The sequence below is a fragment of the Mycobacterium sp. NGS27 genome (assembly GCF_059813005.1).
The window spans coordinates 454569-478557 of the sequence record NZ_JCALDT010000005.1; the positions used below are offsets into that span (position 1 = coordinate 454569).

Below are 23989 nucleotides of genomic sequence, written 5' to 3' on the forward strand. Positions count from 1 at the left end.
AATGGCGGCCTCCGTGAATCCACTGGACGTCGCGGCCATCCGCGCCGATTTCCCGATCCTGAAGCGCGTCATGCGCAGCGGAAATCCGTTGGCGTACCTGGATTCCGGTGCGACGTCGCAGCGGCCGCTGCAGGTGCTCGACGCCGAGCGGGAGTTCCTGTTGACCTCCAACGGTGCGGTCCACCGCGGTGCACACCAGCTGATGGAGGAGGCCACCGACGCCTACGAGCAGGGGCGCGCGGACGTCGCGGCGTTCGTCGGCGCCGAGTGCGACGAGCTGGTGTTCACCAAGAATGCCACCGAGGCGCTGAACCTGGTGTCGTATGTGCTGGGGGACAAGCGTTTCGAGCGTGCCGTCCGGCCCGGCGATGTCATCGTCACCACCGAGCTCGAGCACCACGCCAACCTGGTTCCCTGGCAGGAACTCGCCCGGCGCACCGGGGCGAGTCTGCGCTGGTATGGCGTCACCGACGACGGGCGCATCGACCTCGACTCGCTGGAGCTCGACGAGCGCGTCAAAGTCGTCGCCTTCACCCACCACTCGAACGTGACCGGTGCGGTGGCGCCGGTGGCCGAGCTGGTCAGCCGGGCCCGGGCCGTGGGCGCCCTGACCGTGCTGGACGCCTGTCAGTCGGTGCCGCACCAGCCCGTCGACTTCCACGCGCTCGACGTGGACTTCGCCGCCTTCTCGGGACATAAGATGCTGGGCCCCAACGGCATTGGCGTCCTGTATGGACGGCGCGAAGTGCTGTCGGCTCTGCCGCCGTTCTTGACCGGCGGCTCGATGATCGAAGCCGTGACCATGGAATCGTCGACCTATGCGGCCGTGCCGCAGCGATTCGAGGCCGGCACCCCGATGACGTCGCAGGTGGTCGGATTGGGCGCGGCCACCCGCTATCTCAGCGCCCTCGGCATGGCGTCCGTTCAGGCCCACGAGCACCAGCTGGTCGCCGCGACCATCGACGGCCTGTCCGGCATCGACGCCGTGCGCATCGTCGGGCCGGTGACCATGGAGAACCGCGCCTCGCCGGTGTCTTTCGTCGTCGACGGCGTGCACGCGCACGACGTCGGGCAGGTGCTCGACGACGAGGGCGTGGCGGTGCGGGTGGGTCACCACTGCGCCATGCCGCTGCATCGCCGGTTCGGTGTGGCGGCCACCGCGCGGGCTTCGTTCGGTGTGTACAACACCGCCGAAGAGGTCGAGCGTTTGGTGGCCGGCGTGCGCCGCGCGCTGGATTTCTTTGGGAGAGGCTGACATTGCGTCTCGAGCAGATGTATCAGGACGTGATCCTGGACCACTACAAGCGCCCGCAGCACCGCGGGCTGCGCGAGCCGTTCGGCGCCGAGGTGTTCCACGTCAATCCGGTCTGCGGTGACGAGGTGACGCTGCGGGTCGCGCTGTCCGGGGACGGCGAAACCGTAGCCGACGTGTCCTATGACGGGCAGGGCTGCTCGATCAGCCAGGCGGCGACCTCGGTGCTCACCCAGCAGGTGATCGGCCAAAGTGTCGGCGAGGCGCTCAAGACCGTTGCCGCGTTCACCGAGATGGTGTCCTCGCGCGGCACCATCGAGGGCGACGAGGACGTGCTGGGCGACGGGATCGCGTTCGCCGGGGTGGCGAAATATCCCGCCCGGGTGAAATGCGCCCTCCTGGGCTGGATGGCGTTCAAAGATGCTTTGGCCAAAGCCTATTCGGGCCAAGTCGCAGACTTTCAGGAGGTTACAGATGAGCGACACCACCGCGCAGGGTGAGGAATTCCTTGCCGACCTCGAGGAGGCGATGCGTGACGTCGTCGACCCCGAACTCGGCATCAACGTCGTCGATTTGGGACTCGTCTACGGGCTGAACGTCGAAGACGGCGACGACGGAACCGTCGCCCTCATCGACATGACGCTGACGTCGGCGGCGTGCCCGCTGACCGATGTCATCGAAGACCAGTCGCGCAGTGCGCTGGTGGGGGCCGGATTGGTCGACGACCTGCGGATCAACTGGGTGTGGAACCCGCCGTGGGGTCCGGACAAGATCACCGAGGACGGCCGCGAGCAGCTGCGCGCCCTCGGCTTCACCGTCTGAGCCAGGCTTTCGCGCTAGTCGCGCGGCCGCCGCGCCCCTTGGCCTAGAGGTGGATGTGCGGAAGATGAGGCAGGTGCAGGTGCGGGTGTGGGCGCCCCATCGGCGGGCAGGCCTCCACACTGATCATCGCGGCGTGCAGGACGCCGCCATCCTGAGTCCCCTGAGCCCCAATGCATTTGCCGTTCGTGATCGCCTGGGTGTCCGACGGGGTCTGCCGCTGGTATGAGGTGGAGTCGGTGACGGTCACGCTAGTGGAGGCTCCCGGACCGCCGGCGCCCAGGCCGTTGACGGCGATCGTGTCGCCCGACACCGAGGACACGGTGCCGTAGAAGCCGGCCGGCGGCGGGCACTTGCCGTCCGCGGCGGCGGTGACGGTCACCGTCTGCGCGGTGATGGACCCGGGGGGCGGGGCGCTCTGCGGGGTGGCTTTGACATTCACGCAGCTGCCCGGCGTCACATCCGCCAGCTTCGCCGGGGCGACGTCCATGACGATCGTCTGCGGCGTGTAGTCCACCGTCGCGGAGCCGGTCCGCGTCCGAAGCGCGACCGTTTGACCCGAATTCGATTGCACCATGCCCTCGACATAGTCCTTGCCGACCGGAGGCGGTGGTGGTGGGGGCGCCGGCGGCGGTGCGGCGCTGGGAGCCGCGCTCGGTGGGACCGCGGTGACGACGGGCGGCGCGCCGGTGTTCGACGTGTCGTGCGAGGAGCCACACATGGCCACGCACACCGCGACGAAGGCAATGACGACGCCGAGCGCGATCTGCGTCCGCCGGGTCTTCAATAAGGCAGGCACAGCTCTCATCTCCGATCACGCGTTTCGCCGCCCTGCGCAATCACCCCCGCCGGGCGCGGTTTTCACGCCGCGTCCGGCGGGAGTGACGGCAATCTCAGTCAGCCGGATTCAGCCACCATGGCCGGGCTGCTTGGGCTTGCCGCACTTGCCGTCGACGGCCTGTCGCAGCTTGATGCTCGTCGCCTGCAGCGCGCCGCCGTTCTCTTGAGTTCCGCGCGCGGACAGGCATTTGCCCGGTGTGATCGCGTCGGTCTTGGCGGAGGACTGCTTGGTGTATTTGGTCTTATCATCGACCGTCACGGTCGTCTGCGTGGTGTTGCCGCTGGGATCGGTGTTGGTCAGATTGATGGTGTTACCGGCCACCGACGCCACCGAGCCGCGGACCCAGGCCGGTTTCGTCGGCGCATTCGACGGCGGGAGGGACGGCGGCGTGGTGGTCGAACCGCCGGGCGCGGACTGCGGGGGCTTCGGGCAGGCGCCGTTGACGGACTCGCTGATCTTCACCGACGCGGCGGTGACCGCCTGGCCGGGTGCCGACCCCTCGGTCGGCTTCACGCTGAGGCAGCTGCCCGGGGTGACGTCCGGCAGGCCGGCCGGAACGGCCTCGGTGATCTTGGTGGTCGAGGTGAAGTTGACCGACGCGGTTGAGTTGTCTTCCTTGGTGACCTGAATCGAGTTGCCCGCCACCGAGGCGATGAGCCCGCTGACGCGCGCTTCTGCGTTAGGGGTGGACGAGGTGGTGGTCGACGTGACAGTGGATGTCGACGTCGATGTGGAGGTGGAGGTGGACGTGGAATTGTTCGAAGAGCCGCAGGCGGACAGGGACAATGCGGTGGCTCCCGCGACGGCGACTACCGCGAAGCGAGTGAGCCGGGGCACTTGACAGCTGGCAGACATCAACGTTTCTCCATTCGTCGGTTGACCAACGCTATGGTTTACCCGTTTAACCTGTGCCTAAGCTGTGCGCTGTCAGAACGCTTCTTCGGCCACGGTCATGATTTCGTCGTCGATGGCCTCGATGACCCCGCGCAGCGAGGTCAGCCGCGGCAGCATGTTCTTGGCGAAGAACTTCGCGGTCGCGATCTTGCCCCGGTAGAACGCTTCGTCATGCTCGGCGCCGTCAGCCAGCGCGCGGGTGGCGACGTCGGCCTGCACCAGCAGTCGCCAGCCGATCAGCAGATCGCCGACCGCGAGCAGATACCGCACCGACCCCAGGCCCACCTTGTAAATCTCGCCCGGCTGCTGCGCCGCGGACATCAGGTAACCGGTCAACGCGCCCGTCATCGCCGTCACGTCATCGAACGCGGTCTGCACCAGCGCCGCGATCGGCTTGAGCGCCTCGTCACAGCTGTCGATCGTCGCGGTGATCTGAGTCGTCAGGAACTGCAGGGCCTCCCCCCGGTCGCGCACGATCTTTCGGAAGAAGAAGTCGAGCGCCTGGATGGCGGTGGTGCCCTCGTAGAGCGAATCGATCTTGGAGTCACGGATGTACTGCTCGAGCGGATAGTCGGCCAAAAAGCCCGAACCGCCCAGCGTCTGCAGGGACTCGGTCAGCACCTCGTAGGCCCGCTCCGAGCTCACCCCCTTGACGATCGGCAGCAGCAGGTCGTCGATCCGATGCGCCATTCCGGGATCGGCACCCGAAACCCGTTGTGCCACAACGTCGTCCTGATGGGCTGCGGCATACATGTAGAGCGCCCGCAAGCCCTCGGCGTAGGACTTCTGGGTCATCAGGCTGCGACGCACGTCGGGATGGTGAATGATGGTGACCCGCGGCGCGGTCTTGTCGGACATCTGCGTCAGGTCCGCGCCCTGCACGCGTTCCTTGGCGAAGGCCAGCGCGTTGAGGTAACCCGTGGACAGGGTGCCGGTGGCCTTGACGCCAATCGTCATGCGCGCGTGCTCGATTACGGTGAACATCTGCGCGATGCCCCGGTGCACATCACCGACCAGGTAACCGACAGCGGGCACATCCGTTGCGCCGAAGGTCAATTCGCACGTGGGGGAGGACTTGATGCCCATCTTGTGTTCCACCCCGGTGACGTAAACCCCGTTGCGGGGACCCAGTTCGAAGGTCTCGGGATCGAACAGGAAGTTGGGCACGTAGAACAGGCTCAGCCCCTTGGTGCCCGGCCCGGCGCCCTCGGGGCGGGCCAGCACCAGATGGAAGACGTTCTCGGCGGTGTCACCGACATCGCCCCCGGAGATGAAGCGCTTGACGCCCTCGATGTGCCATGTGCCGTCGGGTTGTTCGACGGCCTTGGCGCGGCCGGCACCGACGTCGGAGCCCGCGTCGGGTTCGGTGAGCACCATGGTGGCCGCCCAGCCGTGCTCCACGCCATGAGCGGCCCATTGCCGCTGCTGCTCGGTGCCCTCGACGTACAACGCCTGAGCCATGAACGGGCCGAGATTGAAGAAATTCGCCGACGGGTTGGCACAGATGAGCATCTCGTTGACCGCCCACGCCAGCGGCGGCGGGGCGGCCATGCCGCCGATGTCTTCGGCCAGACCCAGCCGCCACCAGCCGGCCTCCTTGAGCGCCGCCACCGTCTTGACCAGCTCGTCAGGCACGGTGATCTTGTGCTCGGCCGGATCGAACACCGGCGGATTGCGGTCGGCGAAGGCGAAGGTTTCGGCCACCGGACCTTCGGCGAGGCGCGCGGCTTCGGCCAAGATGGTGCGGACCGTGTCCGCATCGAGGTCGCTGTAGCCCCCGCTGCCCAGGACCGCGCCGACATCGAGAACCTCGAAAAGGTTGAACTCGATATCACGAACGTTAGCGATGTAGTGGCTCAAGGCGATTCCCTCACTGGTCCTCGAGACGGCGGATCGTCAGGCTCAGTCTGTCCGACGCGGGAAAACGTACGCAACCGTAACCAGCGACGACCGGGTAGTGCGCCATGCGGCGGTAGCTGCGCGCACGCCGACAGCCGCATTCCGAACTCTGAAGGGCAGCGGGGAACACCGCGTCGCCGCCGGGCGTTCGAGCAAATGTGACAACACTTGATCTCACCGCTGAGAAGTTCAACGAAACCATCGAGGGCAACGACATCGTGCTCGTCGACTTCTGGGCCTCCTGGTGCGGTCCGTGCCGCCAGTTCGGCCCAACCTTTGCGGCGTCGTCGGAGAAACACCCCGACATCGTGCACGCCAAAGTCGACACGGAGGCCGAGCAGCAGCTGGCCGCGGCCGCCCAGATCCGGTCGATCCCCACGTTGATGGCATTCAAGAAGGGCAAACTGCTGTTCAACCAGCCCGGTGCACTGCCGCCGGCCGCCCTGGAGGATCTGGTCCAGCAAGTCCGCGCGTTCGACGTCTCGGAAGTCTAGGGCCGCCGGAACCGGCGGGGCCCGGTGGGCCACACCGCGCTGGGGGCGAGACCACGATTAGCTACGCGCTAGGTTGCATGGGTGAGTTTGGTACTGGTAGATCACCCGCGACCCGGTGTCGCGCTGATAACCCTGAATCGGCCCGAGCGGATGAACTCGATGGCGTTCGACGTCATGGTTCCGCTCAAAGAGGCCCTGGAAAAGGTCACCTACGACAATTCGGTGCGGGTGGTCGTGCTGACCGGGGCGGGCCGCGGCTTTTCGTCCGGCGCCGATCACAAGTCCGCGGGCTCGGTGCCCCACGTCGAGGAGCTGACCCGCCCCACCTATGCGCTGCGCTCCATGGAGATCCTCGACGAGGTCATCCTGGCGCTGCGCCGGTTGCACCAACCGGTGATCGCCGCGGTCAACGGCCCCGCCATCGGCGGCGGCTTGTGCCTGGCCCTGGCCGCCGACATCCGGGTGGCCTCGACCAGCGCCTACTTTCGCGCCGCCGGCATCAACAACGGGCTGACCGCCAGCGAACTGGGTCTTTCCTACCTGTTGCCGCGGGCCATCGGCTCGTCACGCGCGTTCGAGATCATGCTGACCGGCCGCGACGTCACGGCGGAGGAGGCCGAGCGCATCGGGCTGGTGTCCTGCCAGGTGCCCGACGAGCAGCTGCTGGACACGTGCTACGCAATCGCCACGCGGATATCCGCGTTCTCGCGGCCGGGCGTCGAGTTGACCAAGCGCACGCTGTGGAGTGGGCTGGATGCCGGTAGCCTGGAAGGGCACATGCAAGCCGAAGGCTTGGGACAGCTTTTCGTCCGCCTGCTCACCGCCAACTTCGAAGAAGCGGTTGCCGCGCGCGCAGAACGACGACCACCGGTGTTCACCGACGACAAATAGGCGTCTTTTCACAAGGAGAGCGATCGTGATCACGGCCACGGACCTCGAGGTCCGCGCTGGTGCGCGCATCCTGCTCTCGCCCGAAGGTCCCGACCTGCGCGTGCAGCCCGGCGACCGCATCGGGCTGGTGGGCCGCAACGGCGCCGGTAAGACGACCACCCTGCGCATTCTGGCGGGGGAGACCGAACCCTATGCCGGGGCGATCAACCGCGTCGGCGAAATCGGTTATCTACCACAGGATCCCAAAGAGGGTGATCTCGATGTGCTGGCCCGCGACCGGGTTCTGTCGGCCCGCGGGCTTGACGTGTTGCTGACCGACCTGGAAAAGCAGCAGGCGTTGATGGCCGAGGTCGCCGACGACGACGCCCGCGACCGCGCGATCCGCCGGTACGGGCAGCTGGAGGAGCGTTTCGTCGCCCTGGGCGGCTACGGCGCGGAAAGCGAAGCGAGCCGCATCTGCGCGAGTCTCGGCCTGCCGGAACGGGTGCTGACCCAGCAGCTGCGCACCCTGTCCGGCGGGCAGCGGCGGCGGGTGGAACTGGCCCGCATCCTGTTCGCCGCGTCGGAAGGCGGGGCGGGAATGTCGGGTTCGTCGACCACGCTGCTGCTCGACGAGCCGACCAACCACCTGGACGCCGACTCCATCGGCTGGCTGCGGGATTTCCTGCGCGCGCACACCGGCGGCCTGGTGATCATCAGCCACAACGTGGAACTGCTCGCCGACGTCGTCAACCGGGTGTGGTTTCTGGACGCGGTGCGCGGCGAGGTCGACGTCTACAACATGACGTGGCAAAAGTATCTCGACGCGCGGGCCACCGACGAGCAGCGCCGGCGCCGGGAGCGTGCGAACGCCGAACGCAAGGCCACCGCGCTGCGCTCACAGGCCGCCAAGCTCGGCGCGAAAGCCACCAAAGCCGTTGCCGCGCAGAACATGTTGCGTCGCGCCGACCGGATGATGGCCGCGCTCGACGACGAGCGGGTGGCCGACAAGGTGGCCCGCATCAAGTTCCCCAACCCGGCCACCTGCGGGCGCACGCCGCTGGTGGCTACCGGGCTGAGCAAGTCCTACGGGTCGCTGGAGGTCTTCACCGGCGTCGACCTGGCGATCGACCGGGGCTCGCGGGTGGTGGTGCTCGGCCTCAACGGCGCAGGCAAGACCACGCTGCTGAGGATCCTGGCCGGCACCGAGGCCCCCGACACCGGGGGGCTCGAGCCCGGGCACGGGCTGCGGATCGGGTACTTCGCCCAGGAACACGACACGCTCGACAACGATGCGACCGTGTGGGAGAACATCCGCCACGCCGCACCGGATTCGGGTGAGCAGGATCTGCGTGGCCTGCTGGGCGCGTTCATGTTCAGCGGCGCCCAACTCGACCAGCCGGCGGGCACCCTGTCCGGCGGTGAGAAGACGCGCCTTGCGCTGGCCGGTTTGGTGGCCTCGACCGCCAACGTGCTGTTGCTCGACGAGCCGACGAACAACCTCGACCCGGCCTCGCGCGAGCAGGTGCTCGACGCGCTGCGCAGTTACCGGGGCGCGGTGGTCTTGGTGACGCACGACCCCGGTGCCGCCGAGGCCCTCGACCCGCAGCGCGTCGTGCTGTTGCCCGACGGCACCGAGGACTTCTGGTCCGACGAGTACCGGGACCTCATCGAGCTGGCCTGAGTTCGGCTGCGATCTGGGTGAATCGGCCCGCGGCTTTCACTCGGGTGCCTGCGACGCTACGGCCGTTTCTCAAGAATCGTTGCGCCGCACCGAATTTTCCACCAGGTCGAGGACCGCGGATAACCGCTGCGGGTCCTCGCCGGCCGCCGACCTGGCCACCAGGCCGTCGAGGACCAATTCCAGGTAGCACTGCAGTACGTCGCCGGGCACGTCGTCGCGGATTCGGTGTGCTTCGGTCTGCCGCCGCAGCCGATCGGTGGTCGCCGCCGCAAGCTCGGCGGAACGCTCGGCCCAGCCCTGGCTGAACGCGGGATCGTTGCGCAGCTTGCGGGCGATCTCCAATCTGGTTGCCAGCCAGTCGAATTGGTCCGGCGCGGCCAGCATGTCGCGCATCACCTGGATGAGTCCCGCGCGGGAAGCCACGTCGGCCATCCGCTCGGCGTCTTCGTGGGCGAGGGCGAAGAACAGCGCGTCCTTGTCCCGGAAGTGGTGGAAGATCGCGCCGCGCGACATCCCGATCGCCTTCTCCAGCCGGCGGACCGTGGCTTTGTCGTAACCGTATTCGGCGAAGCAACGGCGGGCGCCGTCGAGGATCTGGCGGCGGCGAGCCGCCAGATGGTCCTCGCTGACCTTAGGCACGGGTGGCCGAAACCGGGTCGGGGTTAACCGGACTTGAGCATGTTGCGCAGCACGTACTGCAGGATGCCGCCGTTGCGGTAGTAGTCGGCCTCACCGGGGGTGTCGATGCGCACCACCGCGTCGAACTCGACGGCGTCCCCGCCGGATCCCTTGCTGGCCTTGACATGCACCGTCTTCGGCGTCTTGCCGTTGTTCAGCTCTTCGATCCCGGTGATGTCGAAGACCTCGGTGCCGTCCAGACCCAGATCCTTGGCCGACTTCCCGTCGGGGAACTGCAACGGGATCACGCCCATGCCGATCAGGTTGGAGCGGTGAATGCGCTCGAACGACTCGGCGATCACCGCGCGAACGCCCAGCAGCCGCGTTCCCTTGGCGGCCCAGTCCCGGGACGAGCCCGACCCATACTCCTTACCACCCAGCACCACCAGCGGAATGTCTTGCGCCGCATAGTTTTGCGCCGCATCGTAGATGAACGCTTGGGGCCCGTCGTCCTGGGTGAAGTCGCGCGTGTAGCCGCCGGACACGTCGTCGAGCAGCAGGTTGCGCAACCTGATGTTGGCGAACGTGCCGCGAATCATCACCTCGTGGTTGCCGCGCCGCGAGCCAAAGGAGTTGTAATCCTTGCGCTCCACGCCGTGCTCGTCGAGGTACTGCGCGGCCGGGGTGCCCGGCTTGATGCTGCTGGCCGGCGAGATGTGGTCGGTGGTCACCGAATCGCCCAGCAGCGCCAGCACCCGGGCGCCGGTGATGTCGGCGACCGGCTCGGGCTCGGCCGGCATGCCCTCGAAGTACGGGGGCTTACGGACGTATGTCGAATCGGCGTTCCACTCAAAGGTGTTGCCGCTTGGGGTGGGCAGGTTGCGCCACCGCTCGTCACCCTTGAACACGTCGCCGTAGTTCTTGGTGAACATCTCGGAGTTGATCGCCGAGGCGATGGTGTCGGAGACGTCTTTCTGCGAGGGCCAGATGTCCTTCAGGAAGACGTCATTGCCCTCCTTGTCCTTGCCGAGCGGCTGTGACTCGAAGTCGAAGTCCATGGTTCCGGCCAGCGCGTAGGCCACCACCAGCGGCGGCGACGCCAGGTAGTTCATCTTGACGTCGGGGTTGATGCGGCCCTCGAAGTTGCGGTTACCCGACAGCACGGCGGTCACCGAAAGGTCGTTGTCGTTGATGGCCTTCGAGATTTCGTCGGGCAGCGGCCCGGAGTTGCCGATGCAGGTGGTGCAGCCGTAGCCGACCAGGTAGAAGCCGAGCTTCTCCAAATACGGCCACAGGCCGGCTTTGTCGTAGTAGTCGTTGACCACCTGTGAGCCCGGCGCCATGGTGGTCTTCACCCACGGCTTGGACGTCAGTCCCTTCTCGACGGCGTTGCGGGCCAGCAGCGCGGCGCCCAGCATCACCTCGGGGTTGGAGGTGTTGGTGCACGAGGTGACCGCGGCGATCACCACCGCGCCGTGGTCGAGCACGAATTCGCCTCGCTCGTCCGACTTCACGGTGACCGGGTTGCTCGGGCGGCCCTTGGCATGGGCGGCCGCCGAGTGCACCTCGGGAACGTCGTCGGCATGTCCGTTCGACACCGCGCCGGGATCGCTGGCCGGGAACGTCTCCTCGACCGACTCGTCGAGCTTCGAGTAGCCCTGTTGGCCGTCGCCGTCGACGTAGCTCAGGATTTGCTCGCGGAAGGTGGACTTGGCGGCCGACAAGGCGATGCGGTCCTGCGGGCGCTTGGGACCGGCGATCGAGGGCACCACTGTGGAGAGGTCGAGCTCGAGGTACTCCGAGAACGCGGGTTCGTGGTCCGGGTCATGCCACAGTCCCTGCTCTTTGGCGTAGGCCTCCACGAGCGCCAGTTGCGCCTCCGTGCGACCGGTGAACTTCAGGTAGGAGATGGTCTCCTCGTCGATCGGGAAAATCGCTGCGGTGGAACCGAATTCGGGGCTCATGTTGCCCAGCGTGGCGCGGTTGGCCAGCGGCACTTCCGACACGCCCTTGCCGTAGAACTCGACGAACTTGCCGACCACGCCGTGCTTGCGCAGCATCTCGGTGACGGTCAGCACGACGTCGGTGGCCGTGACGCCTGCCTGGATCTCACCGGTCAGCTTGAAGCCGACGACCCGCGGGATCAGCATCGACACCGGCTGGCCCAGCATTGCGGCCTCGGCCTCGATGCCGCCGACGCCCCAGCCCAGCACGCCAAGGCCGTTGACCATTGTGGTGTGGCTGTCGGTCCCCACGCAGGTGTCGGGATAGGCGAGGCCGTCGCGGGTCATCACCACGCTGGCCAGATATTCGATGTTGACCTGATGCACAATGCCGGTGCCCGGGGGCACCACCTTGAAGTCCTGGAAAGCTCCCTGCCCCCAGCGCAGGAACTGATAGCGCTCGCCGTTGCGCTGGTACTCGATCTCGACGTTGCGCTCGAACGCGTCCGCGGTGCCGAACAGGTCGGCGATCACCGAGTGGTCGATCACGAGGTCGGCGGGGGCGAGCGGGTTGACCTTGTCCGCCTTGCCGCCGAGGTCGCCGATGGCCTCGCGCATGGTGGCCAGGTCCACGATGCACGGCACACCGGTGAAGTCCTGCATCACCACGCGGGCCGGCGTGTACTGGATCTCAATGCTGGGCTCCGCCTTGGGATCCCAGTTCGCGATGGCCTCGATGTGATCCTTGGTGATGTTGCTGCCGTCTTCATTGCGCAACAGGTTCTCGGCCAGCACCTTGAGGCTGTAGGGCAGTTTCTCGGTATTGGGAACGGCGTCGAGACGATAGATCTGATAGCTCTGGTCGCCGACCTCGAGGGTGTCGCGGGCTTCGAACGAATTCACGGAATCAGTCACTTGAAACTCCCAGAGTCTTTAGTTCTCCCGCCGCGACGGGCTGGCGCCGGCGGGTCGTCCAAACTATCGTGCCGACTTTAACAGTACGCTTGTCCTGCATTGCGACGGCACTCGTGGTCCAGTCTTGTCGCCGTGGCCGCCGGTTGAAAACCCCCGCGAGCGCTCCAATCCCTGGTCGAGCGTCACGCTAAAGTGACCGCCGTGGCCGAGAGTCACGCCAGCGTGACGGGCACATGAGGAGGGACGCGATGACCGGCCAGGCTTTGCCGCTCTACATTCCGGTGGACGTCGACATGACCATGGTGAAGGCCCAGGTCGCCGCGACCGGAGTCAGCGCGACGCCGGCGGCAATGCCGGGGCTGCTCGATGTGGTCAACCACGCGCATGCCGAGGGCATCAACCTCAAAATCGTGCTGCTCGACCACAACCCCCCGAACGACACCCCGCTGCGCGACATCTCGACGGTGGTCGGCGCGGACTATCACGACGCGACGGTGCTGACGCTCAGCCCGAGCTACGTCGGCAGCTACAGCACGCAGTTCCCCCGCGTCACGCTCGAGGCCGGTGAGGACAACGCCAAGACGGGCAACCCCGTGGTCTCCGCGCAGCATTTCCTGCACGAGCTGGACACGCCCGAGTTTCCCTGGACCGGCCTGACGATTTTCCTGTTGATCGCCGTCTTCGCCGCGGCCGTCGGCACCCGCTTGCTGCAGTTGCGCAGTAGGCGCGCAGCAACATCCGACGAGACCGCGACAACCACCGCCACCGACGCCAATACTGCGGTCTAGCCACAGGTATTCGCTTTTTCAGGTTGTTTCGGCCAACCGTCGCGACGTGCTGCGGCAAACCGGTTAGGTCACCGTTCGGTCACATTAAACGCACGTAGAGAGTGCGATTTCGGTGGGGCGTTTGCACGCCCACCCGTGTGACGTACGGTGCAAATGATGCTGGTGTTGTCTTTGGCGCCTTTCGGGGATCCTGTGGCTGGCGCCACCCGTCGCGTTGAGCTGTAGGAGACCTGAGTCGAATGAGACGCACACGCTGGGGGTCTTCTGCGCGACCGGCCGCGAGGCTGGTGCGGCCCGTCGTCCCCTCCGTGTTGAGCCTGGCCCTACTGATAGCGACGCCCGGCCTCGCGGAGGCCGATCCCACCGCCGACAACCTGGCCGGACTCATCGCCGACGTCGCCAAAGCCAACCAGCGGCTGCAGAATCTGAGCGCCGAGATCCAGACCGAACAGGAAAGCGTCAACAAGGCCCTCGTCGACGTCGAGACCGCGCGGGACAACGCGGCCACCGCCCAGCACGACCTGGAGACCAGCCAGCAGTCGGTCAAAGACGCCAACATCGCCATCGCCGGGGCGCAGCACCGCTTCGACACCTTCGCCGCGGCCACCTATATGAACGGTCCGTCCAACAGCTACCTGACCGCGAGCAGCCCCGACGACATCATCGCCACCGAAGCCGCCGCCAAGAACCTGACCACGAGCTCGCAGGCCGTGATGGCCAAGCTGCAGCAGGCCCGCACCGAGCAGGTGAACAGGGAATCGGCGGCGCGGCTGGCCAAGCAGAACGCCGACAAGGCCGCCGCCGATGCCAAGTCCAGCCAGGACGCCGCGGTGCGGGCGCTGACCACCTCCAAGCAGAAGTTCGACCAGCAACGCGAAGACATCATTCGCCTTGCCGCGCAACGAGATCAGGCTCAGGTCAAGCTCGACGCGGCCAAGCGCGAGGCCGCCCGTCTTTGGTCCGCGGGCGCCGGCGGCCCCGGAGCGCCGGCGTCGGGTGACCGGTGGGAGACCGGGTCGCCGGGCGCGCCGGCGCCGTCGTCCGGTGGCCGTCAGTGGGATGGCGCCTGGGACCCCACCCTGCCGATGATCCCGAGCGCCAACGTGCCCGGCGATCCGATCGCGGTGATCAACCAGGTGCTCGGCATTTCGGCGACCTCGACCCAGGTCACCGCGGGCCTGGGCCGCAACTTCCTGCAGCAGCTGGGCATCCTCAAGCCCGACGACACCGGCATCACCAACGCGGCTCCCGGCGGGGTCGGGGGGCGCATTCCCCGGGTCTACGGCCGGCAGGCCACCGAATACGTGATCCGGCGCGGCATGTCGCAGATCGGCGTGCCCTACTCCTGGGGCGGCGGCAACGCGGCCGGCCCGAGCAAGGGCATCGACTCCGGTGCCAACATCACCGGCTTCGACTGTTCGGGCCTGGTGTTGTATTCGTTCGCCGGGGTGGGCATCAAGCTGCCGCACTACTCGGGGTCGCAGTACAACCTGGGCCGCAAGATCCCGTCCTCGCAGATGCGCCGCGGCGACGTCATCTTCTACGGCCCGGGCGGCAGCCAGCACGTGACGATCTACCTCGGCGACGGCCAGATGCTCGAGGCCCCCGACATCGGGCTGAAGGTCCGTGTCGCCCCGGTGCGCACCAGCGGCATGACGCCCTACGTGGTCCGGTACATCGAGTGGTGATCGAGTGAGTGCTGAACGGACGGGCATGCGCCGCAATCGGTTTCGTATCGTCAACCTCGCCTGGATCACCGCAGTGGTGGCCGGGCTGATGTTGTCCGTGACAGCCCCGGCTCCGCTCGCCGGGGCCGACCCGGGCGAATGGGACCCCACCCTGCCCGCCCAGATCAGTGCCGGTGCGCCCGGCGACCCGCTCGCCGTCGCCAACGCCTCGCTGCAGGCCACCGCCCAGGCCACCCAGACCACGATGGACCTGGGCAGGCAGTTTCTCGGCGGTCTCGGCATCAACATCCTGGGCGATCCCGCACCCGCTGCGGCCGCCACACCCTCCAACCCCGGCGGCAAGATCCCGCGGGTCTATGGCCGGCAGGCCATCGAGTACGTGATCAAGCGGATGGGTGCGCAGATGGGGGTGCCCTACTCGTGGGGCGGGGGCTCGCTGGACGGCCCCAGCAAGGGCGTCGGCGACGGCGCCAACATCACCGGCTTCGACTGCTCGGGCCTGATGCGCTACGGGTTCGCCGGCGTCGGCGTGCTGATCCCGCGGTTCTCCGGTGACCAGTACAACGCCGGGCGCCACATCCCGCAGGATCAGGCCAGGCGCGGCGACCTCATCTTCTACGGCCCGAACGGCAGCCAGCACGTCACCATGTACCTGGGCAACGGTCAGATGCTCGAGGCATCGGGCAGCGCCGCCAAGGTTACGGTCAGCCCGGTTCGTAAGCCCGGCATGACCCCGTTCCTGACCAGGATCATCGAGTACTGAACGCGGGGCCGGCGACGCATCAGCTGGGCGAGCGTCGACGGAATTCGGTGGGCCTGGAATAGTTGGACGCGGGCACGTCGCTGCCCGGCAGTCGTGTCCGTTTGAGCGTGGAGGGTTCTTGATGACAGCAGCAGGTGGGCCGCCGCCAGGCGCCAGCGGTTACTCGGGCCCGGGCGGGCAATCCGGCCCGGCTCACGAAGCGCCGGCGGGCGGTGGCAACGGACTGGCCGCCGAGGTGCAGACCCTGGAACGGGCCATCTTCGAGGTCAAACGCATCATCGTCGGCCAGGACCAGCTCGTGGAGCGCATGCTGGTCGGCCTGCTGTCCAAAGGGCACGTGCTGCTCGAAGGTGTCCCCGGCGTCGCCAAGACCCTCGCCGTCGAGACCTTCGCCAAGGTGGTCGGCGGGACGTTCGCGCGCATCCAGTTCACGCCCGACCTGGTGCCCACCGACATCATCGGTACCCGCATCTACCGGCAGGGCAAGGAGGAGTTCGACACCGAGCTCGGCCCGGTGGTCGCCAATTTCCTGCTCGCCGACGAGATCAACCGTGCGCCGGCCAAGGTGCAGTCGGCGCTGCTGGAGGTCATGCAGGAACGCCAGGTCTCGATCGGCGGCAAGAGGTTCCCGCTGCCCAACCCGTTCCTGGTGATGGCGACGCAGAACCCGATCGAGCACGAGGGTGTGTACCCGCTGCCCGAGGCCCAACGGGACCGCTTCCTGTTCAAGATCAACGTCGGCTACCCGTCGCCGGAGGAGGAGCGGGAGATCATCTACCGGATGGGCGTGCGCCCGCCGGAGCCCAAGCAGATCCTCAACACCGGTGACCTGCTGCGGCTGCAGGACATCGCTGCCAACGGCTTCGTCCACCACGCGCTGGTGGACTACGTCGTGCGCGTGGTGACCGCCACCCGCCACCCCGAGCAGCTCGGCATGAACGACGTCAAGACCTGGATTTCGTTCGGGGCGTCGCCGCGCGCCTCGCTGGGCATCATCGCCGGGGCCCGGTCGCTGGCGCTGGTCCGCGGCCGTGACTACGTGATCCCGCAGGACGTCGTGGACGTCATTCCCGACGTGCTGCGGCACCGGCTGGTGCTCACCTACGACGCGCTGGCCGACGAGATCTCGCCGGAGATCGTCATCAACCGGGTGTTGCAGACGGTGGCCCTGCCTCAGGTGAATGCCGTTCCGCAGCAAGGGCATTCGGTGCCCCCGGTGATGCAACCCGCCGGTGCGGCCAGCGGTCGGTGACCGATCCAAAGAGGCCGGCGGGGCCTGTGCATCCGCCATCGATGCAGCGGGGCCAGATCGACGACCCGAAGCTGTCGGCGGCGCTGCGCACCCTCGAACTCACCGTCAAACGCAAGCTCGACGGGGTGCTGCACGGCGATCACCTCGGCCTGATCCCGGGCCCCGGCTCGGAGCCGGGGGAGTCGCGGGAGTACCAGCCCGGCGACGACGTCCGCCGCATGGACTGGGCCGTCACCGCGCGCACGACGCACCCGCACGTGCGGCAGATGATCGCCGACCGGGAGCTCGAAACGTGGCTGGTGGTCGACATGTCGGCCAGCCTGGACTTCGGCACCACCGTGTGCGAGAAGCGGGACCTGGCCGTGGCGGCCGCGGCCGCGATCACCTTCCTCAACAGCGGGGGCGGCAATCGGCTCGGCGCGATCGTGTCCACCGGCGCCAACATCACCCGGGTGCCCGCCCGTTCCGGACGCCAGCATGAGCAGACGCTGCTGCGCACCATCGCCACCACGCCGCGCGCTCCGGTCGGGGTGCGCGGCGACCTGGCGACGGCGATCGACGCGTTGCGCCGTCCGGAACGCCGCCGCGGCATGGCGGTGATCATCAGCGACTTCCTGGGGCCGATCAACTGGATGCGGCCGCTGCGGGCCGTCGCGGCCCGGCACGAGGTGCTGGCCGTCGAGGTGCTCGACCCCCGCGACGTCGAGCTGCCCGACATCGGCGACGTGGTGTTGCAGGACGCCGAGTCCGGCGTCACGCGTGAATTCACCATCGACGCTCAGCTGCGCGACGATTTCGCCAAGGCCGCCGCGGCGCACCGCGCCGATGTCGCGCGCACGATCCGCAGCTGCGGGGCCCCGATCCTGACGCTGCGCACCGACCGCGACTGGATCGCCGACATCGTGCGCTTCGTCGAATCCCGCCGGCGCGGAGCCCTGGCAGGGCGGCAGTGACCCTGCCGCTCCTGGGCCCGATGTCGTTGTCGGGCTTCGAACATTCGTGGTTCTTCCTGTTCCTGCTCGTCGTCTTCGGGCTGGCCGCGCTCTACATCCTGATGCAGCTGGCCAGGCAGCGGCGCATGCTGCGGTTCGCGAACATGGAGCTGCTGGAAAGCGTCGCCCCCAAGAGGCCACCCAAGTGGCGGCACCTGCCGGCGATCCTGCTCATCGCGTCGCTGGTGCTGTTCACCATCGCGATGGCGGGCCCGACGAACGACGTCCGGATTCCCCGCAACCGTGCGGTGGTGATGCTGGTCATCGACGTCTCGCAGTCCATGCGCGCCACCGACGTGCAGCCCAACCGGATGGCGGCCGCCCAGGAAGCCGCAAAGCAGTTCGCCGACGAACTGACCCCGGGCATCAACCTCGGGCTGATCGCCTACGCCGGCACCGCGACGGTGCTGGTGTCGCCGACGACCAACCGGGAATCGACGAAGACCGCGCTGGACAAGCTCCAGTTCGCCGACCGCACCGCCACCGGGGAGGGCATCTTCACCGCCCTGCAGGCCATCGCGACGGTCGGCGCGGTGATCGGCGGTGGCGACAAACCGCCGCCGGCGCGCATCGTGTTGTTCTCCGACGGCAAGGAGACGATGCCGACCAACCCGGACAACCCCAAGGGCGCCTTCACGGCCGCGCGCACCGCCAAGGACCAGGGCGTGCCGATCTCGACCATCTCCTTCGGCACCCCGTACGGCTTCGTCGAGATCAACGACCAGCGCCAGCCGGTACCCGTCGACGACGAGACGCTGAAGAAGGTCGCCCAGCTTTCGGGCGGAAACGCTTACAGCGCAGCGTCATTGCAGGAACTCAAGTCCGTGTACGGGACGCTGCAGCAGCAGATCGGCTACGAGACCATCAAGGGCGATGCCAGCGTGGGCTGGGTGCGGCTGGGTGCGCTGGCCTTGGCGCTGGCGGCGCTGGCGGCGCTGCTGATCAACCGGCGCCTGCCGACCTGACGTCGCGTCGCTCAGGGCGACCGTCAGCCGGCGGCGATCACCGCCGAGGGCGGATACGACGCGGGGATCGGATTCAGATTCGGCACCACGGGGGTGCCGGGGGACACCGGGTCGATGCGGCTGAGCGTGAAGCGCGCCCCGCCGGCCAGCTCCTGCGGCGTGCAGATGAACTCCCGCGTGGCCTGGAGCCGCCAGCGGTCCTGCGCCAGGCAGGCGCGCCGCCCGGCGCGGGTGGCGGCGTCGAGCAGCGCGAGCGCGTCGGCCCAGGATTCGTCGGTGCGGGTCTCCAGCACGATCGGCTTACCGTGGGCGTGCGCGGCCAGGTAGTCCAGCGCGATGGGCACGCCCGTCAGCTCGTCGCGGTCTCTGCGTAAGGCGTCCGTCGTGAGTGCCAGCACCACCCCGACCGCCAGGCTCCCCGCCGCGGCGCCGGCCGCCAGCCGGGGGGCTATCGGCTTTTCCCGCGCCGCCGCCAGCACCATCAGCGCCGAGGAGCCCAAGATGAGCAAAGCCAGGGGCAACGCGTAAGAGAAGACGCCGATGTACGACTGCCAGAGATGGTCCACGCCGTACCAGCAGTAGAAGGCGAACAGCGCGGTGGCCAGGGCGGTGACTCTGAGCAGGCGGCGGGAGAACTCGTGCACCGCCTCGTCGACACCGGGACGCGTCAGCCTGCGGACCAGCGCCAGATCCGCGACGAACAGCACCACCAGGAACACCGTCCCGAGGGCGGGACCCGGACCCCAGAACTGCGCGAGAAACCGCGCGGCCGCCACCGGCGGGTTCGGCGCGCGGTGACCGTAGGCCAGGTACTGCGGAATCTCGCCCGGCCAGTGCAGGGTCACGTTGAGCACGATGGGGAGCAGAAACAATGCCAACACCGCCGAGGCGATCAGCACTTCACGGCGGTGCGTGAGCAACCGGCGCCGCTGAGGCAGGAGTGCCGCCAGCCCCAGCAGGGGCACCAGTAGCAGGAATTCCGCGTGCCCGTGCACCAGCAGGCCGCCGGCGAGCACCATGATCCACAGATGGCGCAGCCGTCCGGCAGCCACCGACGCGACCGCGAAGACGTAGAGCAAAAACGGGGCGAAGCAGGCGTGGGGCATCCAGGTGGAGCACACCAGCTGGGGGTGTTCGGCGAGGAAGATCAGGGTGATGCCGGCCGCGGTGAGTACCGCCGGCGCCGAGCGCACCCACGTGTACAGGATGGCCAGCGCCAGCGCGATCAGTGTCGCGTTGAGCGTCATGATCGCGATCGCCTGCCCGTTATAGGCCGCCGGAACGAGACGGGTCAGGTCGTGCAGCAGCCATTCGCCGCCGGCCTGCACGTAGAAGAAAGCCGGACCGGGATGGTGGAAGCCGACCCTGGAGTAATGCCCGGTCAGCAGGGCGAAGTGCTTGGCCTGCAGGGTGAGGATCGAGTTGGCCGCGGGGTCTCCGGCCTCGTAGACGGGGTAGGTGAACAGCCCGCGGTTGCGCACCAGCAGCAGGACGAGCAATCCGCCCCAGCAGGCCGCGAAAATCGCCGTGGCTTGGGCGTTGAGCCTTAAGTGTCGGGTCGGGGCTGCGGCCATGAGGGTCAAATCCTAAGCGAGCCAACGGCGGGTTCGCGCGGCGGCGGCCGCCCGGGGTGAATCGACGTTGCGCTCGCGCTGAGCCGATTGCAGCCCTGGCCGGCCGAGGCGATAAGTTGGCCGGGTGACTGAGACGTCCACCGAGCAAGCCACCGAACCCGCCGCGAGCGGCGGCAAACCCCCATTCGTATCCCGATCAGTCCTGGTCACCGGCGGAAACCGGGGGATCGGGCTGGCGATCGCGCAACGGCTGGCCGCCGACGGCCACAAGGTGGCCGTCACGCACCGCGGATCCGGGGCGCCCGAGGGACTGTTCGGAGTCGAGTGCGACGTGACCGACAACGACGCCATCGATCGCGCCTTCAAGGAGGTCGAGGAGCACCAGGGCCCGGTCGAGGTGCTGGTGTCCAACGCCGGCATCTCCAAGGATGCGTTCCTCATCCGGATGACCGAGGAGCGGTTCGAAGAGGTCATCAACGCCAACCTCACCGGGGCGTTCCGGGTAACCCAGCGCGCGGCGCGCAGCATGCAGAAGAAGCGGTTCGGCCGGATCATCTACATCGGCTCGGTCTCCGGGAGCTGGGGCATCGGCAACCAGTCCAACTACGCGGCCGCCAAGGCCGGCCTGATCGGCATGGCCCGCTCGATCTCCCGGGAGCTGTCCAAGGCCGGGGTGACCGCGAACGTCGTGGCCCCCGGCTACATCGACACGGAGATGACCCGCGCGCTGGACGAGCGGATTCAGGCCGGGGCGCTGGAGTTCATCCCGGCGAAGCGGGTCGGCACCGCCGCGGAGGTCGCCGGGGTGGTCAGCTTCCTGGCGTCCGAGGACGCCAGTTACATCGCCGGCGCCGTCATCCCGGTCGACGGCGGCATGGGCATGGGCCACTGAGTTAACGACATAACGACTTTAAGGACGGACATGGCAGGACTGCTCGACGGCAAACGGATTCTGATCTCCGGAATCATCACCGATTCGTCGATCGCGTTTCACATCGCCAAGGCGGCCCAGGAGGCGGGTGCGCAATTGGTGCTGACCGGATTCGACCGGTTGCGCCTGATTCAGCGCATCGCCGACCGGCTGCCCGAGAAGGCGCCGTTGATCGAACTCGACGTGCAAAACGAGGAGCACTTGAATTCGCTCGCCGACCGGGTGACGGCCGAGATCGGCGAGGGCAACAAGCTCGACGGTGTGGTGCATTCGATCGGTTTCATGCCGCAGACGGGGATGGGCATCAACCCGTTCTTCGACGCTCCCTACGAGGACGTCTCCAAAGGCATTCACATCTCGGCCTATTCGTACGCCTCGCTGGCCAAGGCCGCGCTGCCGATCATGAACCCGGGCGGCTCCATCGTGGGTATGGACTTCGATCCCAGCCGGGCGATGCCGGCCTACAACTGGATGACGGTGGCCAAGAGCGCGCTGGAATCGGTGAACCGATTCGTGGCGCGTGAGGCGGGCAAGTTCGGTGTGCGCTCCAATCTCGTTGCCGCGGGCCCGATCCGGACGCTAGCCATGAGCGCGATCGTCGGCGGTGCGCTCGGCGAAGAGGCCGGCGCGCAGATGCAGCTGCTCGAAGAGGGCTGGGACCAGCGCGCCCCCATCGGCTGGAACATGAAAGACCCGACGCCGGTGGCCAAGACGGTGTGCGCGTTGCTCTCGGACTGGCTGCCGGCGACCACGGGGACCATCATCTACGCCGACGGCGGCGCAAGTACCCAATTGCTTTAAAGCGGATTGCTCTAGAGCCCAATGGAATTCGATGCCGTCCTGCTGCTGTCCTTCGGTGGGCCGGAAGGTCCCGAGCAGGTTCGGCCGTTCCTGGAGAACGTCACCCGCGGCCGCAACGTGCCCCCGGAACGTCTCGACCATGTCGCCGAGCACTACCTGCACTTCGGTGGGGTGTCGCCGATCAACCGGATCAACCTGGCGCTGATCCAGCAGCTCGAAGCCGAACTGCATGACCGCGGCCTGGATCTGCCGGTCTACTTCGGCAACCGCAACTGGGCGCCCTACGTCGAAGACACCGTGACGACGATGCGCGACAACGGAATTCGTCGGGCCGCGGTGTTCACCACATCGGCGTGGAGCGGCTATTCCAGCTGCACACAGTACATCGAGGACATCGCCCGGGCGCGCGATGCGGCCGGGCCTGATGCGCCCGAATTGGTCAAGCTGCGGCCCTATTTCGACCATCCGCGGTTCGTCCAGATCTTCGCCGACACCATCGGCGCGGCCTCGGGCGCCCTGACCGCCGAACAACATACCGCCGCGCGTCTGGTGTTCACCGCGCATTCCATCCCGGTGGCCGCCGACGACCGCGTGGGCCCGCGGCTCTACAGCCGCCAAGTCGCCTACGCCGCAAGCCTTGTGGCGGCCGCAGCCGGATACACCGAGTACGACCTGGCGTGGCAGTCCCGGTCGGGGCCGCCGCAGGTTCCGTGGCTGGAGCCCGACGTCGCCGACCACCTGACCGCCTTGGTGCGGGCCGGCACCGACGCGGTCATCGTCTGCCCGATCGGGTTCGTGGCCGACCACATCGAGGTGGTGTGGGACCTCGACACCGAGTTGGCGGCCCAGGCGGAGGTGGCGGGAGTCGCGATGGTGCGGGCCTCGACGCCGAACGCCCACCCGCGTTTCGCGCAACTGGCCGCCGACCTGATCGACGAACTGCGCTACGGCCGCACGCCCGAGCGGGTGAGGGGGCCGGACCCGGCACCGGGTTGTCTGGCCAGCGCAAACGGTGCGCCGTGCCGCCCGCCGCACTGCGCGGCCGGGACCGGCGCCTAGTCGCCCCAGGCCGAATGCAGGATCGCGGTCACGGCCGCCATCCGCGCCGACCGCACCACGGCGGTCAGCGGTCGCAGCGCATCGCTGGCGATGCGGGCCTCGGACGATGATTGCGTTCCCACCGGTTCCAGCCCGGCGGCGACGGGCGCGGTGAAACGGTCCGCCGAGTCCGATCGACTCAGGCCCGCGCTGACCGCGATGATGGCGTCGACGTGCGCGGCGTTCTCCAGCACCCGCAGCGCGCGCGTCGGCGCATGGTCCGGAATGCGGTGTTGCCGTGCGGATTCCAGCAGCTGCTCGACAAGTCCACGCGGGTCGTCGACGTCGGAGGCCGCGGCTCCCAGCCCGATGGCGCCCAGAGCGTCGGCGGCCGAGCGCACGGCGGACCGCAGCGTGTACTCGGCGTCGCCGAGCTCGTAGTGGTCCAGGACCGGGGCACCGGGCAGCGAGTACACGGTCCACGTCAGCCCGCACACTTCCGCCAGGCGCCTCTCGTAGTCCTCGGGCGCGTCCTCGTCGTCCTCATAGGAGAGTTCGGGCACCAGGCCCACGGCGGTGCCGGGGTTGCGGGGGTTGGCGATGATGACCGCCTCTCCGGCGGCCAGGGCGTCCCGCTCGAACTGCGTCCCCGGGGCCAGCCCGCGCACATCGCCGGGTACCGGCAAAACCACGTTGATCGTCCCGCGCATCAATCCCGCGCCGCCGCACGACGGCGTCGGACGCCCGATCGCGCCGCGCAATGTCTGCAGCAGCGTCACCGTCCCGGCGTCGTTCACGTCGGGCCAGGGCAGCCCGGTGTGGCCCGCGGCGACGGCATCATACGCGGTCACCGATTGCTTTGGCGCCCAAACGGATAACGCGTCCAGGACGTCGTCGGGCGCGGCCTTTCCAGCGAGCCAGGCATTGGCCCACAGGGACAGCGAAACACTGGGACACCACACGATCAC

The 23989-nt window shown here is 67.9% G+C and carries 21 protein-coding genes and 1 pseudogene; 15 read left to right on the plus strand and 7 right to left on the minus strand.

The features are described 5' to 3' along the window. Position 1 precedes the first annotated feature (1 nt). Genes AC5Y30_RS16690 through AC5Y30_RS16700 form a run of 3 tightly spaced genes read left to right on the plus strand, consistent with a single transcriptional unit; the run spans position 2 to position 2074 of the window. A complete protein-coding gene (locus tag AC5Y30_RS16690; RefSeq protein ID WP_499919765.1) occupies positions 2–1255 on the plus strand; it encodes a cysteine desulfurase in 1254 nt (417 codons plus the stop codon). Further along, positions 1252–1752, plus strand: coding sequence for a Fe-S cluster assembly sulfur transfer protein SufU (gene sufU / locus AC5Y30_RS16695; protein ID WP_499919845.1), 501 nt, complete (start codon positions 1252–1254; stop codon positions 1750–1752). Before AC5Y30_RS16690 ends, sufU begins: the two co-directional genes overlap by 4 nt. Continuing rightward, a complete protein-coding gene (locus AC5Y30_RS16700; protein ID WP_499919766.1) occupies positions 1727–2074 on the plus strand; it encodes a metal-sulfur cluster assembly factor in 348 nt (115 codons plus the stop codon). The genes sufU and AC5Y30_RS16700 overlap by 26 nt, the downstream gene beginning before the upstream one ends. A 43-nt stretch (positions 2075–2117) precedes the next feature. Here AC5Y30_RS16700 and AC5Y30_RS16705 read toward each other — a convergent pair whose 3' ends face one another. From AC5Y30_RS16705 to AC5Y30_RS16715, 3 genes are all read right to left on the minus strand, one after another. Beyond that, positions 2118–2858, minus strand: coding sequence for a DUF5666 domain-containing protein (locus AC5Y30_RS16705; protein ID WP_499919846.1), 741 nt, complete (start codon positions 2856–2858; stop codon positions 2118–2120). 120 nt (positions 2859–2978) lie between these two features. Further along, a complete protein-coding gene (locus tag AC5Y30_RS16710; protein WP_499919767.1) occupies positions 2979–3767 on the minus strand; it encodes a DUF5666 domain-containing protein in 789 nt (262 codons plus the stop codon). 72 nt (positions 3768–3839) lie between these two features. Next, complete coding sequence (locus AC5Y30_RS16715) at positions 3840–5666, minus strand: acyl-CoA dehydrogenase (RefSeq protein WP_499919768.1); 1827 nt, start codon at positions 5664–5666, stop codon at positions 3840–3842. Positions 5667–5863: 197 nt separating this feature from the next. On the opposite strand from AC5Y30_RS16715, the gene trxA reads away from it, so the two are divergent. The 3 genes from trxA to AC5Y30_RS16730 all read left to right on the plus strand — a co-directional run bounded on the left by trxA (position 5864) and on the right by AC5Y30_RS16730 (position 8753). After that, on the plus strand, positions 5864–6199 hold the full coding sequence (gene trxA / locus AC5Y30_RS16720) for a thioredoxin (RefSeq protein WP_067132756.1): 336 nt from the start codon (positions 5864–5866) through the stop codon (positions 6197–6199). An 81-nt stretch (positions 6200–6280) separates the two neighbouring features. Further along, positions 6281–7090, plus strand: a complete 810-nt coding sequence (locus AC5Y30_RS16725; RefSeq protein WP_499919769.1) for an enoyl-CoA hydratase — start codon at positions 6281–6283, stop codon at positions 7088–7090. A gap of 25 nt (positions 7091–7115) precedes the next feature. Then, the gene (locus AC5Y30_RS16730; protein WP_499919770.1) at positions 7116–8753 is read left to right on the plus strand and encodes an ABC-F family ATP-binding cassette domain-containing protein; all 1638 of its coding nucleotides are present in this window, start codon (positions 7116–7118) and stop codon (positions 8751–8753) included. Positions 8754–8822: 69 nt separating this feature from the next. Here AC5Y30_RS16730 and AC5Y30_RS16735 read toward each other — a convergent pair whose 3' ends face one another. Further along, positions 8823–9392, minus strand: a complete 570-nt coding sequence (locus AC5Y30_RS16735; RefSeq protein WP_499919771.1) for a TetR/AcrR family transcriptional regulator — start codon at positions 9390–9392, stop codon at positions 8823–8825. A gap of 23 nt (positions 9393–9415) precedes the next feature. Further along, positions 9416–12229, minus strand: coding sequence for an aconitate hydratase (locus AC5Y30_RS16740; RefSeq protein WP_499919772.1), 2814 nt, complete (start codon positions 12227–12229; stop codon positions 9416–9418). A 233-nt stretch (positions 12230–12462) separates the two neighbouring features. Here AC5Y30_RS16740 and AC5Y30_RS16745 point away from each other — a divergent pair, with 233 nt between their 5' ends. The 6 genes from AC5Y30_RS16745 (at position 12463) to AC5Y30_RS16770 (ending at position 18677) form a co-directional block, all read left to right on the plus strand. Further along, positions 12463–13017, plus strand: coding sequence for an Rv1476 family membrane protein (locus AC5Y30_RS16745; protein WP_499919773.1), 555 nt, complete (start codon positions 12463–12465; stop codon positions 13015–13017). 239 nt (positions 13018–13256) lie between these two features. Further along, positions 13257–14705 carry an NlpC/P60 family peptidoglycan endopeptidase RipA gene (gene ripA / locus AC5Y30_RS16750; protein ID WP_499919774.1) on the plus strand — a complete coding sequence of 483 codons (1449 nt, stop codon included), beginning with the start codon at positions 13257–13259 and terminating at the stop codon, positions 14703–14705. Between the two features lie 25 nt (positions 14706–14730). Continuing rightward, entirely contained in the window at positions 14731–15468 is a 738-nt protein-coding gene (ripB, locus tag AC5Y30_RS16755; protein WP_499919847.1) for an NlpC/P60 family peptidoglycan endopeptidase RipB, read from the plus strand. A gap of 121 nt (positions 15469–15589) precedes the next feature. After that, the gene (gene moxR1 / locus AC5Y30_RS16760; protein ID WP_499919775.1) at positions 15590–16720 is read left to right on the plus strand and encodes a chaperone MoxR1; all 1131 of its coding nucleotides are present in this window, start codon (positions 15590–15592) and stop codon (positions 16718–16720) included. Beyond that, on the plus strand, positions 16717–17673 hold the full coding sequence (locus tag AC5Y30_RS16765; RefSeq protein WP_499919776.1) for a DUF58 domain-containing protein: 957 nt from the start codon (positions 16717–16719) through the stop codon (positions 17671–17673). The genes moxR1 and AC5Y30_RS16765 overlap by 4 nt, the downstream gene beginning before the upstream one ends. Next, positions 17670–18677, plus strand: a complete 1008-nt coding sequence (locus tag AC5Y30_RS16770) for a VWA domain-containing protein (protein ID WP_499919777.1) — start codon at positions 17670–17672, stop codon at positions 18675–18677. The genes AC5Y30_RS16765 and AC5Y30_RS16770 overlap by 4 nt, the downstream gene beginning before the upstream one ends. Before the next feature lie 23 nt (positions 18678–18700). On the opposite strand, the gene AC5Y30_RS16775 is transcribed toward AC5Y30_RS16770, so the two are convergent. Continuing rightward, positions 18701–20251, minus strand: coding sequence for a hypothetical protein (locus tag AC5Y30_RS16775; RefSeq protein ID WP_499919778.1), 1551 nt, complete (start codon positions 20249–20251; stop codon positions 18701–18703). Positions 20252–20375: 124 nt separating this feature from the next. Between AC5Y30_RS16775 and fabG1 the strand changes: the two genes are divergently transcribed. From fabG1 to AC5Y30_RS16790, 3 genes and pseudogenes are all read left to right on the plus strand, one after another. Next, a complete protein-coding gene (gene fabG1, locus AC5Y30_RS16780; protein WP_499919779.1) occupies positions 20376–21143 on the plus strand; it encodes a 3-oxoacyl-ACP reductase FabG1 in 768 nt (255 codons plus the stop codon). Positions 21144–21173: 30 nt separating this feature from the next. Continuing rightward, positions 21174–21983 (plus strand): NADH-dependent enoyl-ACP reductase InhA, encoded by an 810-nt coding sequence (inhA, locus tag AC5Y30_RS16785; protein WP_499919780.1) that lies wholly within the window; start codon positions 21174–21176, stop codon positions 21981–21983. Positions 21984–22004: 21 nt separating this feature from the next. Then, positions 22005–23070: pseudogene (locus tag AC5Y30_RS16790) on the plus strand (ferrochelatase); the annotation flags it as partial. Here the strand turns inward: AC5Y30_RS16790 and AC5Y30_RS16795 are convergent. Next, positions 23039–23983, minus strand: coding sequence for an Rv1486c family protein (locus tag AC5Y30_RS16795; protein ID WP_499919781.1), 945 nt, complete (start codon positions 23981–23983; stop codon positions 23039–23041). The pseudogene AC5Y30_RS16790 and the gene AC5Y30_RS16795 overlap by 32 nt on opposite strands. Positions 23984–23989: the final 6 nt, after the last annotated feature.